General features: G+C 45.3%; 21 protein-coding genes. 12 read left to right on the top strand and 9 right to left on the bottom strand.

Annotated features, from left to right (window positions below):
• A complete protein-coding gene (locus F551_RS0110360) occupies nt 1–579 on the top strand; it encodes a hypothetical protein (RefSeq protein WP_018997441.1) in 579 nt (192 codons plus the stop codon).
• Nucleotides 580–601: 22 nt separating this feature from the next.
• The gene (locus F551_RS0110365) at nt 602–2,596 is read left to right on the top strand and encodes a cation:proton antiporter (protein ID WP_018997442.1); all 1,995 of its coding nucleotides are present in this window, start codon (nt 602–604) and stop codon (nt 2,594–2,596) included.
• Here F551_RS0110365 and F551_RS0110370 read toward each other — a convergent pair.
• The gene (locus tag F551_RS0110370; RefSeq protein ID WP_018997443.1) at nt 2,593–3,312 is read right to left on the bottom strand and encodes a M48 family metallopeptidase; all 720 of its coding nucleotides are present in this window, start codon (nt 3,310–3,312) and stop codon (nt 2,593–2,595) included. The two genes, F551_RS0110365 and F551_RS0110370, sit on opposite strands and share 4 nt — an antisense overlap.
• A 55-nt stretch (nt 3,313–3,367) precedes the next feature.
• On the opposite strand from F551_RS0110370, the gene F551_RS0110375 reads away from it, so the two are divergent.
• The gene (locus tag F551_RS0110375; RefSeq protein WP_018997444.1) at nt 3,368–4,972 is read left to right on the top strand and encodes a hypothetical protein; all 1,605 of its coding nucleotides are present in this window, start codon (nt 3,368–3,370) and stop codon (nt 4,970–4,972) included.
• 78 nt (nt 4,973–5,050) lie between these two features.
• On the opposite strand, the gene F551_RS0110380 is transcribed toward F551_RS0110375, so the two are convergent.
• Nucleotides 5,051–5,671, bottom strand: coding sequence for an SCO family protein (locus tag F551_RS0110380; protein ID WP_018997445.1), 621 nt, complete (start codon nt 5,669–5,671; stop codon nt 5,051–5,053).
• Between the two features lie 87 nt (nt 5,672–5,758).
• On the opposite strand from F551_RS0110380, the gene F551_RS0110385 reads away from it, so the two are divergent.
• Nucleotides 5,759–7,147: an ActS/PrrB/RegB family redox-sensitive histidine kinase gene (locus tag F551_RS0110385; protein WP_018997446.1), complete on the top strand. Its 1,389-nt coding sequence runs from the start codon at nt 5,759–5,761 to the stop codon at nt 7,145–7,147.
• A 125-nt stretch (nt 7,148–7,272) separates the two neighbouring features.
• Entirely contained in the window at nt 7,273–7,839 is a 567-nt protein-coding gene (locus F551_RS0110390; RefSeq protein ID WP_018997447.1) for an ActR/PrrA/RegA family redox response regulator transcription factor, read from the top strand.
• Between the two features lies 1 nt (nt 7,840).
• Here F551_RS0110390 and F551_RS16605 read toward each other — a convergent pair whose 3' ends face one another.
• Nucleotides 7,841–8,386, bottom strand: a complete 546-nt coding sequence (locus tag F551_RS16605) for a TetR/AcrR family transcriptional regulator (protein ID WP_018997448.1) — start codon at nt 8,384–8,386, stop codon at nt 7,841–7,843.
• A 79-nt stretch (nt 8,387–8,465) separates the two neighbouring features.
• Between F551_RS16605 and F551_RS0110400 the strand changes: the two genes are divergently transcribed.
• Both F551_RS0110400 and F551_RS0110405 read left to right on the top strand, forming a co-directional pair.
• The gene (locus F551_RS0110400; RefSeq protein ID WP_018997449.1) at nt 8,466–8,873 is read left to right on the top strand and encodes a hypothetical protein; all 408 of its coding nucleotides are present in this window, start codon (nt 8,466–8,468) and stop codon (nt 8,871–8,873) included.
• Between the two features lie 112 nt (nt 8,874–8,985).
• Nucleotides 8,986–9,459: a phosphoribosyl-AMP cyclohydrolase gene (locus F551_RS0110405; RefSeq protein ID WP_018997450.1), complete on the top strand. Its 474-nt coding sequence runs from the start codon at nt 8,986–8,988 to the stop codon at nt 9,457–9,459.
• Nucleotides 9,460–9,521: 62 nt separating this feature from the next.
• Here the strand turns inward: F551_RS0110405 and F551_RS0110410 are convergent, their stop codons facing one another.
• Both F551_RS0110410 and F551_RS0110415 read right to left on the bottom strand, forming a co-directional pair.
• Nucleotides 9,522–10,016: a hypothetical protein gene (locus tag F551_RS0110410; protein WP_018997451.1), complete on the bottom strand. Its 495-nt coding sequence runs from the start codon at nt 10,014–10,016 to the stop codon at nt 9,522–9,524.
• Between the two features lie 63 nt (nt 10,017–10,079).
• Nucleotides 10,080–10,538 (bottom strand): MmcB family DNA repair protein, encoded by a 459-nt coding sequence (locus F551_RS0110415; protein ID WP_033404947.1) that lies wholly within the window; start codon nt 10,536–10,538, stop codon nt 10,080–10,082.
• Nucleotides 10,539–10,708: 170 nt separating this feature from the next.
• Here F551_RS0110415 and F551_RS17165 point away from each other — a divergent pair, with 170 nt between their 5' ends.
• Complete coding sequence (locus F551_RS17165; protein WP_081621177.1) at nt 10,709–11,143, top strand: metallopeptidase family protein; 435 nt, start codon at nt 10,709–10,711, stop codon at nt 11,141–11,143.
• Here F551_RS17165 and F551_RS0110425 read toward each other — a convergent pair.
• The 4 genes from F551_RS0110425 to F551_RS0110440 form a co-directional block, all read right to left on the bottom strand.
• Complete coding sequence (locus F551_RS0110425; protein ID WP_018997454.1) at nt 11,140–11,757, bottom strand: TetR-like C-terminal domain-containing protein; 618 nt, start codon at nt 11,755–11,757, stop codon at nt 11,140–11,142. The genes F551_RS17165 and F551_RS0110425 overlap by 4 nt on opposite strands.
• Before the next feature lie 116 nt (nt 11,758–11,873).
• Complete coding sequence (locus tag F551_RS0110430) at nt 11,874–12,515, bottom strand: LysE family translocator (RefSeq protein ID WP_018997455.1); 642 nt, start codon at nt 12,513–12,515, stop codon at nt 11,874–11,876.
• Between the two features lie 78 nt (nt 12,516–12,593).
• Entirely contained in the window at nt 12,594–13,121 is a 528-nt protein-coding gene (ppa, locus tag F551_RS0110435; RefSeq protein WP_018997456.1) for an inorganic diphosphatase, read from the bottom strand.
• A gap of 133 nt (nt 13,122–13,254) precedes the next feature.
• Complete coding sequence (locus F551_RS0110440) at nt 13,255–14,499, bottom strand: argininosuccinate synthase (protein WP_018997457.1); 1,245 nt, start codon at nt 14,497–14,499, stop codon at nt 13,255–13,257.
• Between the two features lie 179 nt (nt 14,500–14,678).
• Here F551_RS0110440 and F551_RS0110445 point away from each other — a divergent pair, with 179 nt between their 5' ends.
• The 4 genes from F551_RS0110445 to F551_RS0110460 all read left to right on the top strand — a co-directional run bounded on the left by F551_RS0110445 (nt 14,679) and on the right by F551_RS0110460 (nt 20,647).
• Nucleotides 14,679–15,692 (top strand): ligand-gated ion channel, encoded by a 1,014-nt coding sequence (locus F551_RS0110445; protein WP_018997458.1) that lies wholly within the window; start codon nt 14,679–14,681, stop codon nt 15,690–15,692.
• Between the two features lie 93 nt (nt 15,693–15,785).
• Nucleotides 15,786–16,352, top strand: a complete 567-nt coding sequence (locus F551_RS0110450; RefSeq protein ID WP_018997459.1) for a rhodanese-like domain-containing protein — start codon at nt 15,786–15,788, stop codon at nt 16,350–16,352.
• Complete coding sequence (locus tag F551_RS0110455) at nt 16,349–17,113, top strand: vWA domain-containing protein (RefSeq protein WP_018997460.1); 765 nt, start codon at nt 16,349–16,351, stop codon at nt 17,111–17,113. The genes F551_RS0110450 and F551_RS0110455 overlap by 4 nt, the downstream gene beginning before the upstream one ends.
• A 243-nt stretch (nt 17,114–17,356) precedes the next feature.
• The gene (locus F551_RS0110460; RefSeq protein ID WP_018997461.1) at nt 17,357–20,647 is read left to right on the top strand and encodes a VPS10 domain-containing protein; all 3,291 of its coding nucleotides are present in this window, start codon (nt 17,357–17,359) and stop codon (nt 20,645–20,647) included.
• Nucleotides 20,648–20,663 lie beyond the last annotated feature (16 nt).

Raw genomic sequence — 20,663 nt, forward strand, 5'->3', positions numbered from 1 at the left:
ATGACAAAAACTGCTGACACTTCAAAATTCGACATGTTGATCGAGCGTGCTGGTGAATATCAAGAGTTAGCAAAGGAAAACTATGACCGCGTACGTCGGATTGCTGAAGGCATTCGGTCTGGTTTTTGTAAATATTTGTCCTCGAAAGATGGAAAGTGTGTTCACCTCGTTCCAGCGCAAGGGGCGTTCCAACCCAAAGATTACGGCGATGAAGCGTTTTCCATGCCGCCTCGAGGGTTTCGCCACATTGGACCTATTGCTTTTGGATTAGCTGTGCGCGTTACAAAGGGTACAGATTGGTTGAGAATGACTTTGATCTGTTCAAAAAAAGGTGACTTTTTTGAGGTATCAATCGTGGACGGAGATTCTCACCGATTTGATTTGCCGTTTACAGATGATGATCACCAAGATTTCTACGAAGCATTATTCAATCACATTGTTGGCTGGTTGGATGATAAAATCGAGCTGTATAAAGATGGTGATTATAGTTCTCGCTCGATTGGGTTTGATTTTTCAGACGAAAATGTGGCTGGGGATGGTCTTGCACCTGAATTGCCTATTACCCAGAATATTTCATAAAAACGCCTAAGGGGCGCAGATAATGCACGACAATCTTATTCTAGCTGCCGCCATTATTGGTGTTTTGGGTATTGGTGCGCAATGGCTTGCTTGGCGATTGCAGGCTCCAGCGATTGTGCTCATGAGTGCGGCTGGTTTGTTTGTTGGGCCATTCTGTGCCTGGGTCTTTGGGGCACCATTGTTGGACCCATCTGAGGTGTTTGGTTCAGGCGGAGACGGCCATGGGGGGGGATTATTAGGTCCGATAGTATCTCTTGCGGTGGCGGTTATTCTATTTGAAGGCGGGTTGAACCTTCGCTTTCATGAATTAAGAGAATCTGGTCGTGCAGTTTCTAGATTGGTATTTATAGGTACACCGATCGCTTGGGGTTTGGGAACATTGGCGGCCCACTACGCTGCTGGATTACCTTGGCCAGTGGCGATCTTGTTTGCTGGTATTTTGGTGGTAACCGGACCAACTGTGATTATGCCTTTGTTAAGGCAATCCAAGCTGGGTGGAAAGGTTGGTTCAACCCTTAAATGGGAAGGCATTGTTAACGACCCTGTGGGTGCGCTGCTGGCTGTGATCGTGTATGAAGCGCTGCGCGTTATTACCGCGGGTGAAAACCCTCTATTTGCAGCGGGTTGGATTTTTCTAACTGCCGTTATTGCTGGTTGTTTAGGTGTAGTTTTTGGGTTTGGTCTGGTAAATGCCTTCCGTCGTGGATGGACCCCCGAGTATCTCAAAGCTCCCATTCTTTTGTCTGCAGTAATTGCTTGTTATTCCATCGCAGAGCAGATCGAACACGAAACGGGTCTTGTCGCCGTCACTGCATTTGGAATGGCGATGGCGAATGCCAAATTTGCAAGCCTTCAGGAAGTTCGAAGATTTAAAGAAAACATCGCAGTCTTGCTAATTTCAGGTGTGTTCATCATTTTGACCGCAAATCTGAAACCAGAAGATATTGCTTCTGCATTCAATTGGCCGACCTTCGCTTTCCTATTCTGTATGTTGTTTATCGTGCGTCCTATATCGGCTGGACTTACCACATTGGGTGCGTTGGAGCCCAAGGAAGCTGCCCTAATGGGGTGGATCGCTCCGAGGGGTATTGTGGCGGTTGCGATTTCTGGCTTCTTTGCCGAACGGCTTGTGGCAGCTGGTTACCCTGAAGCGGCGCAAATGACGACGTTGGCCTTTGCTATGGCGATAACGACAGTGGTTTTACATGGATTTACCATTAAGCCTATGGCGCGCTGGTTGGGCCTCATAAGAACAAATCGTCCGGGAACATTGATCGTTGGGTCTACGCCTTGGAGCGTAGGTTTTGCAAAATGTCTCAGCGAAGCTGGTGTGGACGTCATACTAGCAGATTCAAGCTATGGTAGGTTGCGAGGCGCCCGGCAGGCAAATCTAGACCGCTATTACGGTGAAGTAATTTCTGAGGAAGCTGAACTGCAACTCGATCACTCTAAGTTTGATAGTGTAGTTGCTGTGTCAAATATTGACCCTTACAACTCACTTGTTTGTAGCCATTTTGCCCCTGAGCTTGGGCGCAGACATGCGTTTCAATTGGCAACGCCAGAGATTGAAGAAGATAATCCACGCGCAATTAATCTAGCTGTTCGCGGTCTAACATTAGGTGGAAAAGATCGAACTTATGATGCTTTGATACGTGATAAGTATCGTGGTTGGACTTTCACTAAAACGACTCTTTCGGATGATTTTACTCTAAATGATCTAAAAGAACGTCGCCCGGATGCGGACTTCTTGGCGGAATTGCGTCCTGATAATACGCTTTCATTCCTTGGACCTGAACGCCCAGCCAAAGGTGGAGCGGGCGTGACTGTTATTAGTTTTGGGCCTGATCTACCAACGGTAAAGCCTGAGACTGTAGAAGAGAGTGAAGAAACTTCAGAAACGGATGAGCAAACCGAAACTATAGAAACCGTGGCTGACATACCTTCCAAATCCAAGAAATTAGGATTTTTGGGAAAAGTCAAAGAACAGATTGTACCTCGTGAAGGCTCGTCTGCCTAACCGATAGCATGAAGTGCGCGGCCATTTGTGTTGAGCCATTGTTTTGCAGGCTCGGCATTTGGAATGCATCTGGCGACATGCGCCCAAAATCGCTTGGAATGGTTCATTTCCAGAAGGTGCGCACATTCATGGGCGGCAACATAGTCTAATACAAATGGAGGGGCACAAACGAGCCTCCAGGAAAAGTTCAAATTTCTCTTAGTTGAACAAGATCCCCAGCGTGTGCGCGTATCCTTTATAGAGATACTTGCTGGTTGCACATTGAGAGTTTCAGCATGAGCTTTTACGCGTCTAGACAAGTCTGCGCGGGCTGCAGCCCGAAGAAAGCCAGTCACCTTTGCGGCTGTTTGATCTTGTCTGCCTGGTACCATGAGCTTGAGAGGTTGGGAGGAGTCATCAATGTGGACGGTTCGGCCTTTTAAGGCTGTTTGGATAAGATGTTTCTCACCTCGCAATGGAACATATGACCCAATCTCCAAAACCTGTTGGGATGGGAGTTCCGCTAATTTGGCGACGATCCAATCTATTTTGCTCTGCGCGAAATCTAAAGCAGCTTGAGTTGATTGAGCATTGGGAGCAGTGGCAATTGCCTGTCGATTTTTTGAATCTATTTTTAAAGAAATACGACGTGAACGCGGGTTGATTTTTAGGCAAATCTCGACCGATTGACCATTCTTTGCCTTAAGATTGACATGGTGTGCAAGCTTAGTATCCATGTTATCGGATTAACAGTCGTCCGTGGGTGGGCGCAAGACGTTTTAGGGAATGAATATGAAACACTTTATGATCGGAGCGAGCGCTCTTGCTCTTCTTGCAGCATGTGGTGCGGATGACGAGCCAAAAGATAAAGCCGGTGCCGCGGTAGAAAAATCTCTGAAGTCAGGAAAATTTGAAGAGATTGAGCTTCCGAAACTAAAGTTTAAAGCAAAAGATTACGGTCAAACTGCTGAAGTACTTGCCGCATTAAAGTTGGACGGTGAAGCAAACGAATTGATTTCATTCGCTGACACTTCAAGCGCAGATGGTGGTGCGGTCTTTAATAATGTTGAGATCAAACCTCAAAATGAAGATGGGCCAGCGCTTATTGCCAAAGCTATGACATTTGACGGTCTAAACATGACAGATGCGGGACCATCTTTCGACCGTTTGGTGCTTTCAGAATTGTCTATGGTAGATGAAGAAGAGGGTGTGAACCTTTCTATTGGTGATGTTTCAATTGTAGAACCGAATGAAGCTGCTTCAGCGTTTTTTGCTTCTCTGATTCGCGGAGAAGAGCCAGAAGATGTTGCACCATTCAGTGAATGGGCATTTGACCGTTTGTCATTGTCTAATCTTTCATTGGCGGCTGCACCTAAGGATGAAGAAGGCGCAATTTCAGCGTCTATCGGCGAATTGGCAATCGGTTCACTAGTAGATTCTGTTGCTGGTCAAACATTATTCTCTGACTTGAAAATTGATTTTGACATTCCCGATAGTGGTGACTTCCCAATCAAAGGAAGCATGAAATTAGACAGTTTGAGTATGTCTAACCTTCAAGCAGCATTCTTGGAAACATTTGCTGAAGCTGGCTCTGATCCTGATAAATTGGCTCAATTGAACTCTGCCCTGATGGGAAGCTATACAAGTCCAATCGATCAAGGGTTTGACCAAAGTGTCATGAAAGGGCTTTCGCTCGATCTTTCAGGTCTAAGCTTCTCAATGCCTAAAGCTGCAACAAAAGTTGTGCGCAATAAAGACGGGATTGCCACTGGTCTTGTGAGCCCAAAGACAGTGTTTAAATTGTCAGCAGATGCTGAAGCTGGTGAGTTAGGTGCGCAGCTTGCTCAGGGACTTGCAATGCTTGATTACACAGACCTTGAGTTTGGTATTGAAGCAAAAGCATCATACGACCCAGAGACCAAAGAAACTCGATACACAGACTACGTAATCGATATGAAAGATGGTTTCTCATTGTCGTTCAATGGTGGAATGCTAAACCTTCTGGATGTTATGAAGCAGGCGTCTTCCTCTGATAATCCAGAAACGAGCATGGCAGCATTTGGTGACTTGAAACTTTCTGACATGGAAATTTCTCTTGAAGACAAGTCTTTGTTGGACCGCGGTTTCAAAGTTGCAGCTCAGATGCAAGGAATGGAAGCCAGTCAATTGAAGAGTATGGCTAGCGGAATCCTTGCAATGGGAACAATGCAAGCCAGCCAATCAGGCGTTGATATGGAATTGGTCAATCAGACTGTGAACGCTCTGACTTCTTTCATCGAAGATTCAGGTACATTGACAATTAAACTAGATCCTGACGCTCCACTCTCTATGGCTGATCTGGAAAACCCAGAGAGCATGACAGTTGAGGCTCTAGGTTTTTCGGCTGAAACAAAATAAGTCCAATTGAATAAATAAAGAAAAGGCCGGCAAGTTAAATTGCCGGCCTTTTTTAATTTGATATATGTGGAATGAATATTAGCTGAGCTCAGCAATACATTTTGCGACATCAGCAGGCGTATCCTGAGATGTGAAAAACGTCTTAAGTTTCCAATCTTCATCCATGAGATAGAGAATAGAAAGATGATCCATCGTATAGCCTAAAGTGCTATCGGGATCTTCAATCCGTTTATAGCTGGTCTTAAAGCCGTCTGCGACCGATTTGATCGACTCTTCGGTTCCTGTGAGACCAATCATGTCTTCTGGAAACCCATTGCTTTCTACATATAGAGCAAGCGTTTCAGGTGTGTCCTGTTCGGGGTCTACAGAAATGAGCAATGTTCTCGGTTTCTCGACACCTTCAGGAAGTAAGTCCATTGCTGCGCCAGCTACTGAAAGAGAAAAAGGGCATACGTCAGGGCAATTGGTGAAACCAAAATAGACTAAAGAGTCTTTCCCCTTATAGTCATCTTGAGTGACTTCAATTCCATTGTGGTCAATCAGCGTGAAAGGACCACCAATGTTGTCGTACGCGCGTGAGGAGCATGAAGAGCTACCACCCGAGGAACCTGCTGTCGCTTGCGTTTCGTTTGTACGTGGCCCGCAAGCACTCACAAGTAAAGCGATTGCAAAGGCAGATGTGAGAAGTTGTTTTTTCATGTGAGCAATATGTATTGATTGAAGATTGATGCAATAGGCGTTTAAGTCACACTTGAGCTAAACCAAACAGAAATTATTGTCGTGACCATGACTGAACATGAAAATCTTGCTGCGGGTGAGCAGCCCAATCATATAACCCCTCTGATAGATTTGGCTCCCGAAGGGTTGGCTGGAGTGGGATCCGTCTTTGGGCGAACACGTGTGCGAACACTGGTGAGCTTGAGATGGATTGCAGTGATAGGTCAGGTGTTAGCCGTTCTTTTTGTTCACTATATTCTGAAGTATGAATTGCCATTAGCTGGCTGTTTGGCTGTGATTTCTGCGTCTGCATGGGTGAATGTGATTCTGACTGCGCTGCATCCTGCGCAAAGGCTAGCAAGTCAGACTGAGACAGCGCTTCAATCAGCTTTTGATATTGTACAACTGAGTATACTGATAGGATTAACTGGAGGGCTGGATAATCCGTTTTCATTTATGATTGTAGCCCCTGTGACGGTGGCTGCTTCGCGGCTTCGACCTAGCTATGCTTTTCTCTTGTTATTATTGGGCTTTCTCAGCCTTGGCGCTTTATCACTAGTATCTGCACCGCTTCCTTGGGAAAATGGGGAGACTTTTTCTCTGCCATCTACCTATCGTTGGGGGTTGTTTGCGAGTGTAGCGATTGGCCTTGTGTTTTTTGCGGTATCAGCGTGGCGAACAGGACGTGATGAAGCTCGATTGGCTCGGGCGTTGGAAGCAGCAGAAGAAGTGCTTGCAAAAGAGCAAAGACTTTCTGCTCTAGGTGCATTGTCTGCTGCGACGGCTCATGAACTCGGAACACCATTGGCGACTATTCATTTGGTGGCAAAAGAACTTCAGCGGGCGACTGACAAAGATAGTGACGAGTATGAAGACGTGTCTCTCATTGCGGAGCAAGCTGAGCGATGCAGAAATATTTTAGGTCAAATCTCGCGTAGAGGAGAAGCAAGCGACGCCGCGCATTCCAAATTGCCTGTGGCGGCTCTGATTAAAGAGATTTCTGAACCACATGCAGGGCTAGGAATTGATATCCATCTTTCTAGTGAGCCATTGGGTGAGGGAAGTGAGCTTGGGGCTGAACCTGAAGTTCGACGCCGCCCAGAGATCATTCATGCTTTAGGTGCGTTTGTTGAGAACGCAGTAAGCTTTGCTGATAAAGAAGTTCATGTTGCCGCGCGTTGGTCAGAGGAAGAGTTGCGCATCTACATAATTGATGACGGCCCCGGGTTTTCAGCGACTGTGTTACCAAAGCTGGGGGAGCCATACCTTTCTCAACGCGGTGAAGATCAAATTGGAGGCGGCATGGGATTAGGTTTCTTCATTGCGCGAACTCTGCTTGAAAGAACAGGGGCTAGAATGAAACCCTATAATCGCCGTGCTCCGGCCCGGGGTGCCGTTGTTAGAATTTCATGGATGTTGAATACAATTCGCGCTGCTCCGGGGTGGAGTGAGGAATAGCGAGATTGAATGCGACTTTTCGCAGGGCTTGCAAAGCTTTGGCAAAAGTCTAACCTAAGCGCGACGTGATTTGCCCAAAGAATTCAGATGCTAAATGCTCTGAGTAGGGAATAGGGAAGAAAAAAATGGACGCTGAATTCAAGCCGGATGAAGTGATTGCTGGTTTAGAAGATAAGTCTTTAATGGTGCTAGATGACGATGCGCCATTCCGTGGACGTTTGGCACGCGCTTTAACTCAGCGAGGATTTACTGTTTCTGCATGTGCAACCGTAGCAGAAGCAAAAGATGTGGCCCGCTTAAATCCACCAGCGTATGCGGTTTTGGATTTACGTCTTGAAGATGGGTCAGGTTTGGATGTTGTGCAAACTCTGCATGAAAACAGAGAAGATGCTCAGGCAGTAATTCTAACTGGTTACGGAGCAATTGCGACGGCTGTGGCTGCGGTTAAAGCAGGGGCGGTAGATTATCTATCCAAGCCTGTTGATATTGATGATGTTGTAAAAGCTCTTCTAACAAAACCAGGCGACAAGCCAGACCCGCCAGAGAATCCAATGTCGGCGGATCGCGTGCGTTGGGAACACATTCAACGCGTATATGAGTTGTGTGACCACAATGTATCAGAAACTGCTAGACGGTTGAATATGCACCGTCGGACTCTGCAGCGTATTCTCGCTAAACGCGCGCCAAGATAAGTTAGCTTTTAGTAAGTAATTTTAGGAGCAATTGAAGGTCTGTTTCATCAGTTTTTTCTGTTGTGAGCCCCAATTGCTCCAAGCCTAAATGCGCTGCATAGAATAGCTTCGCATATTGTTTGTTCGACAAACCCATAGCTTCAAATTGTTCTTCTAAAAATCGAATACGACGTGCATCAACATCTTCCAATGTTGTTGCGACGAACTCATTTGAGCGTCCCCAATCGCGAATTGCAGGTTCAACGGCGTTTCCTCCAAATTCGGGAGGAGGGGAGCTTGCAATTGAAGCAAGTGCTTTTAAGCGATCTGTGCCTTTCTTATAGGAAGCAAGCGTCTCGATTATATCATCAGTAGCGCGCGTGCTCCACAATTCGACCATAGCGGTTTCGAATGTCTTCAAATTTTTGAAATGCCAGTAAAAAGACCCTTTTGTTGTTTTTAGCTCTCGAGCAATAGCTTCAACCCTGATGGCCGCGCGCCCACCTTGCGCCAAAGCACGAAAACCCGCTGCAATCCAATCTTCTGGGGTGAGTTTATTCTGCGTCATTTCGTTTCACCATACGGTAGCGTATTGACTCTTGTTAGGACTAAGCGCAAACCATACGCAAGCGTATGGAGAGATGAAAATGTCTAAAACTTACTTTATTTTGTCATTGTTAATGGCAGCCACTGTTGGATTACATGTTTTTGGTGGAGGACCTGAGTATGCAGACCCTTTTAAAGAGGTGATGCCCAATGCAGATCTAAAAGCAATGAGTTTGGTGTTGTGGCATGCCGTAACGGTAGTTTTAATTGCTGTCTCAATTGCTTACATGTGGTTGGCATATCGACCGAGTAGGGCCCTTTATGCGTTTACCACAGGTTTTCAACTCGCTTGGGCCGCATTATTTATATTCTATGGTGTAACTATTCTGGGCGAATTTTCTACCCAACCACAATGGGTGTTGTTTACAGCGTTCCCATTGATTGCAACTTTTGCTGAATTTTCCCGACCATCAAGTCGTGGAGATAATTCAACCGCTTTTCTTGTTTAACCATGAGATGAGTTTTGTTTATTATGAAGCATGGGTGAATGACAATTTCTCAAAAATAGTGTTTAAGCCAAAATCAAACAGGAAAAACCAAGGATAAGGGTAGGTTAAATTCATGGCTATTACTGAGAAAGAGATTGCTGGCGCACGTAAAGCGTGGGGCGAAGCGTTAATTGCCATCGCAAAAGCTTATGAAGCAGATGGAATTGATGGCGCGCGATCAGTTGCGAGCGATGTTTTGGACGCTGCATATGGCTACAACATGGGAGATGTGTTGTTCAAGCCAACGCTAGCAAGCGGTGAGAAAACATTCCGCCCCAGCAAAAAGGGCGCGCTTTCCTATTTTGTCGGACATGATGATGATTACCCTTTAGATGGTGGATTTGGCATCAAAGGCTGGCGTGAATGTGAGTCTGAAACATCTGCTGTCTTCATCGAAGGCGATGTTGCCATGTGGATGGGGTGGGTCACTATGACCGACAAAGATGGAAATGTAACGAAAGTAGATAAAAGCTGGGGTTACAAAAAAGATGCTGAGGGCACACTTCGTATCGTGTTGCACCATTCATCTTTGCCTTATCAACCTTAATTGGTTTTGATCTCACTGACTGCCCGGGTTTTTGAAATTGGGGCAGTCATTCGTGTTTGAAATTATTTCTTTTTACGTGGCTTGGGCGGATCTTCAGGCGTTGGCATGCCTGGGTTTGGGAATAAATCAAACTGACGGGGATCAGCTTTGCGCACACGAGGTTTGCGTACACTTAGGCCGAAACGCTCACGGCGTTTATCTGGGCGAGTAAAATAAATATCGTCAGTATTTTCTTCTGCGCGGGCTGCTTTTTCTTCATTTATTTTTGCATCTTCTGCCTTAGCTTCTTCATTTGAGATAGCTTTCCAGAATGTGATTGCAAAAACAGTGTCGCCTTCTTTGTCTTCATATACGTGAACAAAGCCGTTCGCACGGGCATTGTCTGCTTTGTCGAGTGCGGCTTCGATGTCTTCTTTCGGTGGTTTGAGCCACTCCGTGATAAGGCTTACCCTGGCATCTGCTGCGGCAAATGCTTGAGCTTGAGTCGCGCACAAGGTGTTCTCATCTGAGAAAAGTGCTGAATGTGCATCTTTGGCAAGTGGATAAGATAGTCCCATTTTGAAAGGGAACTCCTGTAAATCTTCGTTTTGGTCTAGTTATATCTAAGCGTTAGGCGAGATTTATGCCATAGGAGTGGTCAAGTTCTGGTAAAGACGTGATGCCGCAATTCTTGCAAATTTCAGCGTCATTGCTTTTCGGCGAGGTCCAGACAATTTATGAAGAGCTGCTTCTCGAATTATAGCGCCCCCAAACTGATCTGCTATTGCGTATCCAGTTTCTGCCGGGAGGCGGTCAATCGGAAAATCTTGATCAACAGCGAAGATAAAATAGTCGCAAAAGTCTCTATATTCTGGCCATTTCTCGTCTGAGGAGAAATCTGCCAGACATGACTTCACCTCAATGATGAGAATTTCCCCTTTATGGTTAATGGCCAATATATCAGCGCGCCGATTATTGGCTAAACTCACCTCCATCAAGCTGTTCCAACCTAGATTGTGAAGCATGCGAGAAGCGCCAGCGAATACTGCATCTGCGCGTGATGTATCTCGCTTGACAATAGGGGTGTTTTCTTGGGGCATCGATGATTCTGATTCGTTCAGTTTTGGTTCTGAATTTAATAGAACATTAACCATAACAGTTTTTGCAATAGTTGCCAGAACGTTCCATAAACTTATTGCTTAATATATAAAGAAATTCTTCTTGAAATGCCTTTTGATATATAGGTTGAACGAAATCAGAATGAGGCAGAATGACTATGTTGGTATCCGATGAAGCGTGGGGGTGTGCACCCGATAATCGATCAATCATTGAGCTCGCAAATAGGGCATTGGACCGATTGATCCCCCATATCTCGAGTATATCTAAAGACATAGAAATTGTTGTTGAAGATTTAGTCGATGAGGAATCGCTGGAGAAACTGTTTATCGAGGACCCTTACGAGGTTCTCGGTGTTAATTCCGGTATGCTAGATTCGCTGGAACTACATCGGGTGGGGGTAAAACCTAAGTTCTGGCTTTATAGATTGCCCTTGCTGAAGTGTTGGATAGAAGCTGGAGATGTTGTTTTAGAAACGCTGATAGCAAATGCAGTTTTGCAGGAAATTAGATCCTATTATCGATTGGACGTAGATGAATGTGAAACGGCGCTGCTCAATGCAGGTTATGATATCAAACAGCTTGGTTAGGTGTCAGTTTTTCTTAGACTATCGGCAACTGTATCCACGAGAGCAGCTAAATAACTCTCAGGAATTGGAGCGCGCATTGCTACAATTCTGTGCCACACAGGCCCAAGAAGACTTTCTACGATAAAATCGATATCCCAATCTCTGCGGATAAGGTTTTTGTTGGTGTTTTCAGCTAAAACAAAACGGATGGGCTTTTTATAAGTTTCAGTTATCCATTTTCGGAAGATTTCGTTGGCTTCATCAGTATCAGCGGCAGCTAGAAGAACTCCGCGCCATTTGTGTGCGCCATCTCCCAACCTTATGTCCTGTATAAGAGGAGTGACGATGGCGAGAAGACGTTCTTTTAGACCAGTGTTGGGATCAGTTCCCTTGGGAATATCTTCGAGTGCTGCTTCAACGACGAGGCATGCAGGGGTAGGCCACCATCTATAAATAGTCTGTTTGGAAGCTTTTGCATTTTTGGCAACACGGTCGACGCTGAAATTGCGCCATCCATTGCTTGTCAATTCTTCCAGCGCTGCTTTTTGCACGGCAAGACGAGATGCCTCGCTGCGTTTAGGGCCTGCACGACGCGTTGATGCTTTTGTCTTTGTCTTCTCTGTAGTTTCGGCCATGCTTTGCCAACCTTAAGGTTTTGATTCGCTTGGTTCGGCCATATTCTAGGATTTTAACTATAAAGGGAAGGTTTGGTCGTCGTTATTTACAAGGTTAACCCCAAACTGTTGGGTGATTAGTGCCCAGAACCATTGGCTGGCGGAAATAAAGTGACGTAAAGTGCGAACATCGCGGACCCAGCCATTAGAATTGCTGCGGAACGGGCAAACCATTTAGCAAACTTCGGGCTTTGGAAATTACGAGACAATTTTTCTGCAGCGACAGCATATACAGCAAGACCCACTAATTCGGTGACGGTAACAGTGGCAATGATGATCATGATTTGAGGAATTAGTTCTTTTTCAGTGCTGATATAAGCTGGGAGCAATCCACCAAAAAATACCAGCGCATTGGGGTTGGCCAGTTGCAATCCAATGCCTTTTCCAAAAAGAACGCGGCGTCTGGGAATTACTTTGGCATTGAGGGTCATTGCATCGCTGTTTTTTATCATTGACCAAGCTAGCCAGAAGATGAACGCCACCCCCGCCAGTTTTAAAAGCATAAAGAAATCTGGAAAGGCGGCAGCTAAAGCCGCTGCCCCCGAGACGGCAAGAGCTATCCATACAAGGTTTGCTGTAGATATGCCGATACCAGCAACCATGGCGGGCGCAACCCCATATTTTAAGGAAGATGATGTGACTAACATCACAGCAGGGCCGGGGGTTAATCCGCCTGAGAAAAAGAGAGCTACTAATGCAAGCCAAATAGAAAAATCCATGGCGACATAGCCGCCATGGATTTGAAAAAGGATCAATGCCTTTAATAGAAAAATTTCAGCTATTTTCGCTGATAGTATCTATTTTTTTGCGCGTTCTACTGCAGCAGAGATAAGTTCTTCTGCTTTTTCGCGATCGCCCCAGCCTTTAATCTTCACCCATTTACCTGGTTCGAGGTCTTTATAGTGCGTGAAAAAGTGCTCAATGCGTTGTGGCGTGATTTCTGGAAGATCAGTGTAGTTCTGCACATCATTGTAGAAGGCTGTCATTTTTTGGTGAGGCACAGCGAGAATTTTTTCATCCTCACCGCCATCATCTTCCATCATCAACACGCCAACAGGGCGTACACGTAGTACACAACCAGGCACAAGAGCGCGCTGACCAATACACATGACATCGATTGGGTCGCCATCCAATGAAAGTGTGTGCGGTACGAATCCATAGTTACATGGGTAGCGCATGGGTGTGTAAAGATAGCGGTCAACGAACATCGCGCCAGAGTCTTTGTCGATTTCGTATTTGATCGGCTCACCGCCAAGAGGAACTTCGATCACGACGTTCAAATCATTTGGTGGGTTTTTACCAATGCTAACTTTGTTCAGGTCCATGTCCCTAATCCCATATAATATTGTTTTTTTCAGCTTAGCCGAGCACAACCATTTGTACCAGTAAGGCTATCGTCGTAGGGGAATGCAAGCAATGTGCTAAGATTCCCCTTCGATATTGCGATAATTTATCGGCTTAGATGTTTCTGCCTGCTTTTTTGTCACGTGCAGCCAACAAACGCAAACGCAGAGCATTTAGTTTGATGAAGCCTTCAGCGTCTTTCTGGTCATATGCACCTGCATCATCTTCAAATGTTACGTGTGCTTCAGAGTAGAGAGAGTAAGGGCTTGTACGTGCCATTAGGTGTGTTGCACCTTTATAGAGTTTCAAAGTGACTTCACCGGTTACCATTGTTTGTGAAGCATCAATAGCAGCTTGAAGCATTTCACGTTCAGGAGACCACCAGAAACCGTTGTAAATAAGCTCGGCATAACGAGGCATTAGCTCGTCTTTAAGGTGTGCAGCGCCGCGGTCCATTGTGACTTGTTCAATGCCGCGGTGAGCAGCCAAAAGAATTGTACCACCTGGTGTTTCGTAAATACCGCGAGATTTCATACCTACGAAGCGGTTTTCCAGAAGATCCAGACGACCAATACCGTGCTTGCGACCAAGCTCGTTTAGTTTTGTAAGTAGTTCTGCAGGAGAGAGCTTTTCACCATTGATTGAAACAGCATCACCACGTTCAAAGCCAACTGTGATTTCTTCCGGTGTGTCAGGTGCTTCTTCAGGAGAAACTGTACGTTGGAAAACAAACTCTGGCGCGGAGACACCTGGGTCTTCCAAAGCTTTACCTTCTGAAGAAGTGTGAAGCAGATTTGCGTCAACAGAGAATGGAGCCTCACCGCGTTTGTCCATAGGAACAGGAATTCCGTGCTTTTCGGCAAATTCTAAAAGGTGAGTACGAGATTTGAAATCCCAATCGCGCCAAGGTGCAATCACGCGGATGTCAGGGTTGAGTGCATAATAACCTAGTTCAAAACGAACTTGGTCATTACCTTTACCAGTTGCGCCGTGACATACAGCATCTGCACCAACTTGCTCAGCAATTTCGATTTGACGCTTGGAAATTAGTGGGCGGGCAATTGAAGTTCCAAGAAGGTAGACACCTTCATAGACTGTGTTTGCACGGAACATTGGGAAGACATAATCGCGTACGAAATCTTCGCGAAGATCATCGATGAAGATGTTTTCTTCTTTAATACCAAGTTGAAGAGCTTTATCGCGAGCTGGACCAAGTTCTTCGCCTTGTCCGAGGTCGGCAGTAAATGTCACAACTTCACAACCAAATTCAGTCTGAAGCCATTTCAGAATGATAGATGTGTCTAGACCGCCTGAATAAGCAAGGACGACTTTTTTAGGTGGGTTGGTTGCAAGGGACATGAACGTCAAACCTTCTACATGTTTGTGGATAACTTAATTGAGCTGCAACATAGCGATGCTTTCAGCTTCTGCAACACCGCTCTTATAATGAGTTTTGTACAGCGCAAGACCTAATTGCGAAATTCTTCTCAATTGCCTATAGAAAGCGAACTATAAATCGCGGGGTGGGCTGCTGAAATATGATAAATTGGTTTAAGATTCTTGGTGTTAGCATGTTGTTGCTAATCTGCACCGCTTTTTCAGCAAATGCGCAGGATGCAGATGAAAAAGCTGAAGTGGATGTCGTGACTGTTGGTACTTACATCAATGATATTCAAATGATCGACATGCCAAGCCATTCATATGTGGTCGACATGTATGTTTGGTTCAGGTGGAATAATCCCGATATCAATCCGCTAGAAACCTTCGAATTCATGAACACTTTTGATCCTGAAGCGCATGTCGAGGAGGCAGGGTATGATGAACCTCAGCCTCAACCTGATGGATCGCTCTATGGATATATTCGACACCAGGGCGCGTTTTCGACAAAGTTTCATATAGAGAAATACCCATTCGATTCTCACGAACTGAAAGTGTTCATTGAGGATGCTGAGTATTCTGTGGATGAAGTTGTTTATCGCGCAGATGAAAAGCCCCTTACTCTGAACCCGGATATCGAATTGCCTGGCTACGATATCGTCAATCCCAGCTTTAAGATTGAAGGGAAGTTGTACAATACCAATTTTGGAGACCTGAATGATGCGGGGGCATCATCGTACTCTCGTTTTACAGTGGTGTTGCCAATAGTGCGGCCAGCGTTTTCTGGAGGGGTGAAAACCTTCTTGCCTGTCTTTTTGATTATTCTATGTGCTGCATTGTCATTGTTGCTGGATCCGGTGCATGTGGAAGCACGCGTTGGGCTGTCTATCACAGCTCTTCTGACACTGGTAGCAACACAATTCACAGCTTCGAGTGACTTGCCTCAAGTTGCTTATTTAACGATGTTGGATCAGATTTATATTGCATCCTACATGTATATTCTTGTCGTTGTGAGCTTAGTTGTAAGAGGAACACGTATTGACGAACAAGGAGCAATTCAAGGCGTGGCAGGTGCAACAGCAGAACTCGCAAAAGGTGGACCTAGAGCCGCTATTATTGTGACGGCTGCCTATATGGCAGTGGTCATACTTATTCTGATGTTTAGTCTCATATAAGGCAAAACAAACACAATCATAACCTGAACAGAGCCTTATTTAGTATTCACTCTAAGTTCATCGAGACGATCTCGATAGGACGAGGAGGGACCAATGATAAAGCTACAATATGTGTCGGCATTACGCGTATCCATTCTTGCAGCAACATGTTTGGCGGCGTCTGCATTAGTATTGACGAGTTCGGCAAATGAACCAGAGCAACAAGATTCCTTAGTTGATTTTCCATCTTTTGAAATCTTGTCTAGTGAAGCCGCTAAGCATCGGATGACGCGTTTGGTGAATTTGGACAAGTTCTGGGAAATTTCCAAACAGCCTGATGCCATTATCTTGGATACACGTTCAAAAGCAGCATATGATCTTGGGCATATAAAAGGTGCGATACACCTTAATTTTTCCGATTTCACGGATGATAAATTGGCGAAAGTTATCAAAGATGTTGACGCGCCTATACTGATTTATTGCAACAATAATTTCAGCGATAATATCGAGCCAGTTCCTGTCAAACGTATGCCATTGGCCCTCAATATCCCCACTTTTATCAATCTCTATGGGTATGGCTACAAAAATATCTACGAATTGAGCGATCTAGTCTCCATGCAAGAGCTAGGCGCGGATTGGGTGAGTTCTTCACCCCATGAACAGGAGGAGACTAGATTATGATTAAGAAACTCACCGCCGGAATTGTAACTGCTTCAGTCATGGCTTTATCGGCATGTGCCGTAGCAGCTCCCAAATTATCGCCAACTGAACCAATCATAGAAGAGGACTCAAGAATGCACGCTTACATTTTGCTTGACCGCACAGGGTCTATGTCTTCTATCTGGGATGAAGCCCTCAATTCAGTAAATACTTATGCTGTGTCTCTCGGCACAAAAGAAGAGGGCGAAGAAGGCGATGTCGATGCTGATGTTACACTAGCTGTATTTGATGCACAGGATGGACTTCAGTTTGATGTCTTGAGGAAAACTGCTTCGGCCAAAGAATGGAATGAAGTTACAAATGATGAAGCTTCGCCACGTGGAATGACACCGTTGTTTGATGCAATTGGAAGAATGGTTGGCATTGCAGAAGTTGATAAACCTGAAAAAGCTGTATTGGTGATCATGACCGACGGCCAAGAAAACTCCAGTCGAGAGATTACGAAAGAAGGCGCAAAAGCCGCTCTAGATCGCGCGCGTGAAAAAGGGTGGGAAGTTGTTTTCTTAGGAGCAGAGTTTGCCAACTTTGGAGATGCCCAAGCTGTTGGTCAAAGCCACAGCAAGAGCATGGCTGTATCTAAAGACAAACTTGGTATCACTATGAATCGTTTGGCGAAAAAATCCCGAAATTATGCAAAAGGCGAAGAGCCTAATGTGGAATTCAACGAAGAAGATCGCGCGATAGCTGATGAAGAAGAAGTAAAGCAACGCAAAGGCCAATAAAACCTTTATGAGATCAATCCCCGCATGAGTCCTGGGTGGTAGGCCGATAGGCGATCAATGGGATGGGCAAAATTGCCGGGGTTGGGACCCCACCTCTTAGTGCGAAGAGGTGGGGTATCTTTGTTTTTAGTAAATTCACTTAAGAGTGATCACATATTATTTAGGCGAACGCCCCATTGCATTTTGTTTAGGTTTGGATAAATTTTTAATTAAATTAAAATTTGTCATCTCGGGGAGTTTTGGGTGAAAAAGTTTCAATCATCGACATTTTTGAAGACTGTAGTTCTATCATTTGCGATAATTGCAGGATCAGAAACCACAGCGTTTTCTCAAGAAAAAGCTGCAAATCCGTTGGCCTCTTTGCCATTGCGCGCGATTGGACCTGCATATCCATCTGGACGTATTTCAGATTTTGCTTTTTTTCCCGATGGCCACCACGATTACATCGTTGGTACATCTTCGGGTGGGCTGTGGCGCACAAAAGATGCAGGCACAACATGGGCACCGATTTTCGATAATGAAGGCACATACGCTATCGGTGTTGTTGAGATCTCACCTTCAGATAAAAATACTATCTGGGTTGGTACTGGTGAAAACAACGCTCAGAGATCTGTGGCTTTTGGGGACGGTGTTTACAAATCTACAGACGGTGGCAAAAGCTGGAAAAATGTAGGCTTAAAAAAATCAGGCCACATTAGTCAAATTTGGATTCATCCAGAAGACCCCCAAACTGTTATCGTCGCTTCGCAAGGCCCACTATGGTCCAAAGGGGGGGATCGTGGATTATACAAAACAACAGATGGTGGAGAGAATTGGGATCTAATTCTCGAGATTGATGAACACACTGGGATCAATGAGTTTGTTGTTGATCCAAGCAATCCGGACAATATCGTCGCTTCAAGTTATCAACGCAGACGTCACGTATGGGTATTAATTAATGGTGGTCCTGGTTCAGGTATTCACCGTACTACGGATGGAGGTAAAACTTGGTCCGAAACTACTGCAGGCCTACCAAGTGATGATATGGGGCGCATTGGTTTGACCATGGCTCCATCCAATCCAAAAACACTCTACGCGATCATTGAAGGACAACCAGACGAGCAGGGTGTTTATCGTTCTGTTGATTTTGGGCAGAACTGGGAAAAGCGTTCAGGTCACATGACCTCAAGCCCTCAATATTACAATGAATTGGTTGTGGACCCAAAAGATGAGAATGTACTTTATTCATTGGATACGTTTTCTAAACGCTCAACAGATGGCGGTAAGACATTCAAAGACCTTGGCGTAGCACATCGCCATGTTGATGATCACGCACTTTGGATCGACGAGAACAACACTAACCACCTTGTGATGGGTGGAGATGGTGGAATTTATGAGAGTTGGGACGCCGGTCAAAAATGGCGTCACATAGATAATTTGCCTATCGTTCAATTTTATCGCGTTCAACCTGATAATGCATCGCCATTCTATAATGTTTGTGGTGGAACGCAGGACAATAATTCTTTGTGTGGTCCATCACGTACAAGCACAAGACATGGTATCGCAAATTCAGATTGGCATATTGTGTTAGGAGGGGATGGATACAAACCACAAATCGATCCAACTGACCCAAATACCATATACGCACAATACCAATATGGCGGATTGGTTCGGTATGATAAACGTACACAGGAACGTGTTTTCCTAACACCGCAACCGCCAAGTGGGCAGCCGGCTTATAAATGGAACTGGAATACTCCATTATTAATCAGTCCGCATAACCCAAATCGGATTTATTATGCAGCTGAATATCTATTTGCTTCGGATGATCGCGGCGATAACTGGGAAATAATTAGTCCTGATCTCACACGTCAGATAGATCGAAATAAACTAGAAGTGATGGATCGCGTTTGGAGTGTTGATGCGATCGCCAAGAATGATTCAACATCCATTTTTGGTGCTGCGATTTCAGTTAGTGAAAGCCCTGTATCTGAAGGTCTGATTTATGTCGGAACAGATGATGGTGTAATTTCGGTAACGCAAGACAATGGTGCCAACTGGACGCGTAAGGATACTATTCGCGGTGTTCCAGAAATGACATTGGTTGAGGATATTGTTGCGTCAGTTCACAGTGTGGATGTTGCTTATGCTGTCTTTGACAACCACAAACGCGACGATCACAAACCCTACCTCTATCGTACAAGCGATAAAGGAAAAACATGGCGCAGCATTTCTGGTGATCTGCCTGAATGGGGATCTGTTCACACAGTGGCGGAAGACCATGTAGATCCAGATCTACTTTTTGTGGGAACAGAATTTGGACTATTCTTTAGCCAGAATGGCGGCAAGAACTGGGTTCAGTTGAAGAATAACTTCCCGACAATTGATGTAAGAGACATTGAAATCCAACGTCGTGAAAATGACCTTGTTATAGGTACGTTTGGACGCGGAGTTTATGTGCTGGACGATTATACTTCACTACGTGCCGACCAGAAACAAGTAGCCGATCAAGAAGCGACATTATTCCCTGTACGTGATTCATGGATGTATGTTGAAGGAGATCTATGGGGAACTTATTCCGGAGCGAAAGCTTTCAATGGAGATGATTTCTGGCTAGCTGATAACCCACCTTACGGGGCAGTTTTCACTTATGTCTTGCGCGATGGACTAAAATCTTTGTCCAAGACTCGCCGCGACGCAGAGAAGAAAATCGAAAAGGAAGGCGGAGATACACCTTATCCATCTTGGGAGGCATTGAGAGCTGAAGATCGTGAAGATCAGCCAGCAATTGTTTTCACCATCACGGACTCGGATGGAAAGATTGTACGCCGAATGACAGCGCCTCACGGAAAAGGGATGCACAGGGTAGCTTGGGATATGCGTTATGCTGCTCCAGATCCGATAACAAAGACACAATCGGAATCTATTTTCTCATCTCCTCCTGTTGGGCCTATGGTTCTTCCAGGCGATTATACAGTAACAATGTCAAAACGGATAAATGGTGTCGCGACACAATTATCTGGACCTCAAACATTCACTGTCAAACCATTGCATGACACGCCTGAGGCCACAAAAGACCGTCCAGCATTGTTAGCTTTTCAGAAAGAAACGGCGGAAATCTATCGCGCTGTATCCGGCGCAAATGCGGCGTCATCTGAATTGCGCGGTCGTTTGGATCACATCAAACTGGGTGTTGAAACTGTGACAGTGTCGAATAATGAGCTTCTGTCACGCATTCAGCAGATCGAGACTATTTTAGATAATGCGGATATGTCTTTAAAAGGTGACCGTACGATTAGTAGTCGCAATGAACCTGCCCCTTGGTCTATAGGGGCGCGTGTTTCTCAAATCCGGAGTTGGGGGTGGGCATCTCAATCTCCTGCTACAGGGTCGAGCCAAGCTGCGTTAGAAACGGCGAAAAGTGAGCTTGATGGTGTATTAAAGCAATTGAGAAATGTTGAGACGCGTATCAATAATATTGAGGCCGATTTGGAACAGTTAGGCGTTGGGTACCTGCCAGGTAGCGGTGTTCCGGATTGGGCTTTGGAGAATTAAATAAAAAACCGGCTTC

Source organism: Hirschia maritima DSM 19733, assembly GCF_000378345.1.
In the GTDB taxonomy this organism is placed as follows: Bacteria; Pseudomonadota; Alphaproteobacteria; order Caulobacterales; family Hyphomonadaceae; genus Hirschia; species Hirschia maritima.

Coding starts and splice junctions, on each gene's coding strand:
- F551_RS0110405 (WP_018997450.1), top strand. CDS start 8,986: ATGGCTATTACTGAGAAAGAGATTGCTGGCGCACGTAAAGCGTGGGGC.
- F551_RS0110410 (WP_018997451.1), bottom strand. CDS start 10,016: ATGGGACTATCTTATCCACTTGCCAAAGATGCACATTCAGCACTTTTC.
- F551_RS0110370 (WP_018997443.1), bottom strand. CDS start 3,312: ATGGATACTAAGCTTGCACACCATGTCAATCTTAAGGCAAAGAATGGT.
- F551_RS0110450 (WP_018997459.1), top strand. CDS start 15,786: ATGATAAAGCTACAATATGTGTCGGCATTACGCGTATCCATTCTTGCA.
- F551_RS0110380 (WP_018997445.1), bottom strand. CDS start 5,671: ATGAAAAAACAACTTCTCACATCTGCCTTTGCAATCGCTTTACTTGTG.
- F551_RS0110385 (WP_018997446.1), top strand. CDS start 5,759: ATGACTGAACATGAAAATCTTGCTGCGGGTGAGCAGCCCAATCATATA.
- F551_RS0110425 (WP_018997454.1), bottom strand. CDS start 11,757: ATGGCCGAAACTACAGAGAAGACAAAGACAAAAGCATCAACGCGTCGT.
- F551_RS0110430 (WP_018997455.1), bottom strand. CDS start 12,515: ATGGATTTTTCTATTTGGCTTGCATTAGTAGCTCTCTTTTTCTCAGGC.
- F551_RS0110455 (WP_018997460.1), top strand. CDS start 16,349: ATGATTAAGAAACTCACCGCCGGAATTGTAACTGCTTCAGTCATGGCT.
- F551_RS17165 (WP_081621177.1), top strand. CDS start 10,709: ATGACTATGTTGGTATCCGATGAAGCGTGGGGGTGTGCACCCGATAAT.
- F551_RS16605 (WP_018997448.1), bottom strand. CDS start 8,386: ATGACGCAGAATAAACTCACCCCAGAAGATTGGATTGCAGCGGGTTTT.
- F551_RS0110360 (WP_018997441.1), top strand. CDS start 1: ATGACAAAAACTGCTGACACTTCAAAATTCGACATGTTGATCGAGCGT.
- F551_RS0110400 (WP_018997449.1), top strand. CDS start 8,466: ATGTCTAAAACTTACTTTATTTTGTCATTGTTAATGGCAGCCACTGTT.
- F551_RS0110415 (WP_033404947.1), bottom strand. CDS start 10,538: ATGCCCCAAGAAAACACCCCTATTGTCAAGCGAGATACATCACGCGCA.
- ppa (WP_018997456.1), bottom strand. CDS start 13,121: ATGGACCTGAACAAAGTTAGCATTGGTAAAAACCCACCAAATGATTTG.
- F551_RS0110440 (WP_018997457.1), bottom strand. CDS start 14,499: ATGTCCCTTGCAACCAACCCACCTAAAAAAGTCGTCCTTGCTTATTCA.
- F551_RS0110375 (WP_018997444.1), top strand. CDS start 3,368: ATGAAACACTTTATGATCGGAGCGAGCGCTCTTGCTCTTCTTGCAGCA.
- F551_RS0110365 (WP_018997442.1), top strand. CDS start 602: ATGCACGACAATCTTATTCTAGCTGCCGCCATTATTGGTGTTTTGGGT.
- F551_RS0110445 (WP_018997458.1), top strand. CDS start 14,679: ATGATAAATTGGTTTAAGATTCTTGGTGTTAGCATGTTGTTGCTAATC.
- F551_RS0110390 (WP_018997447.1), top strand. CDS start 7,273: ATGGACGCTGAATTCAAGCCGGATGAAGTGATTGCTGGTTTAGAAGAT.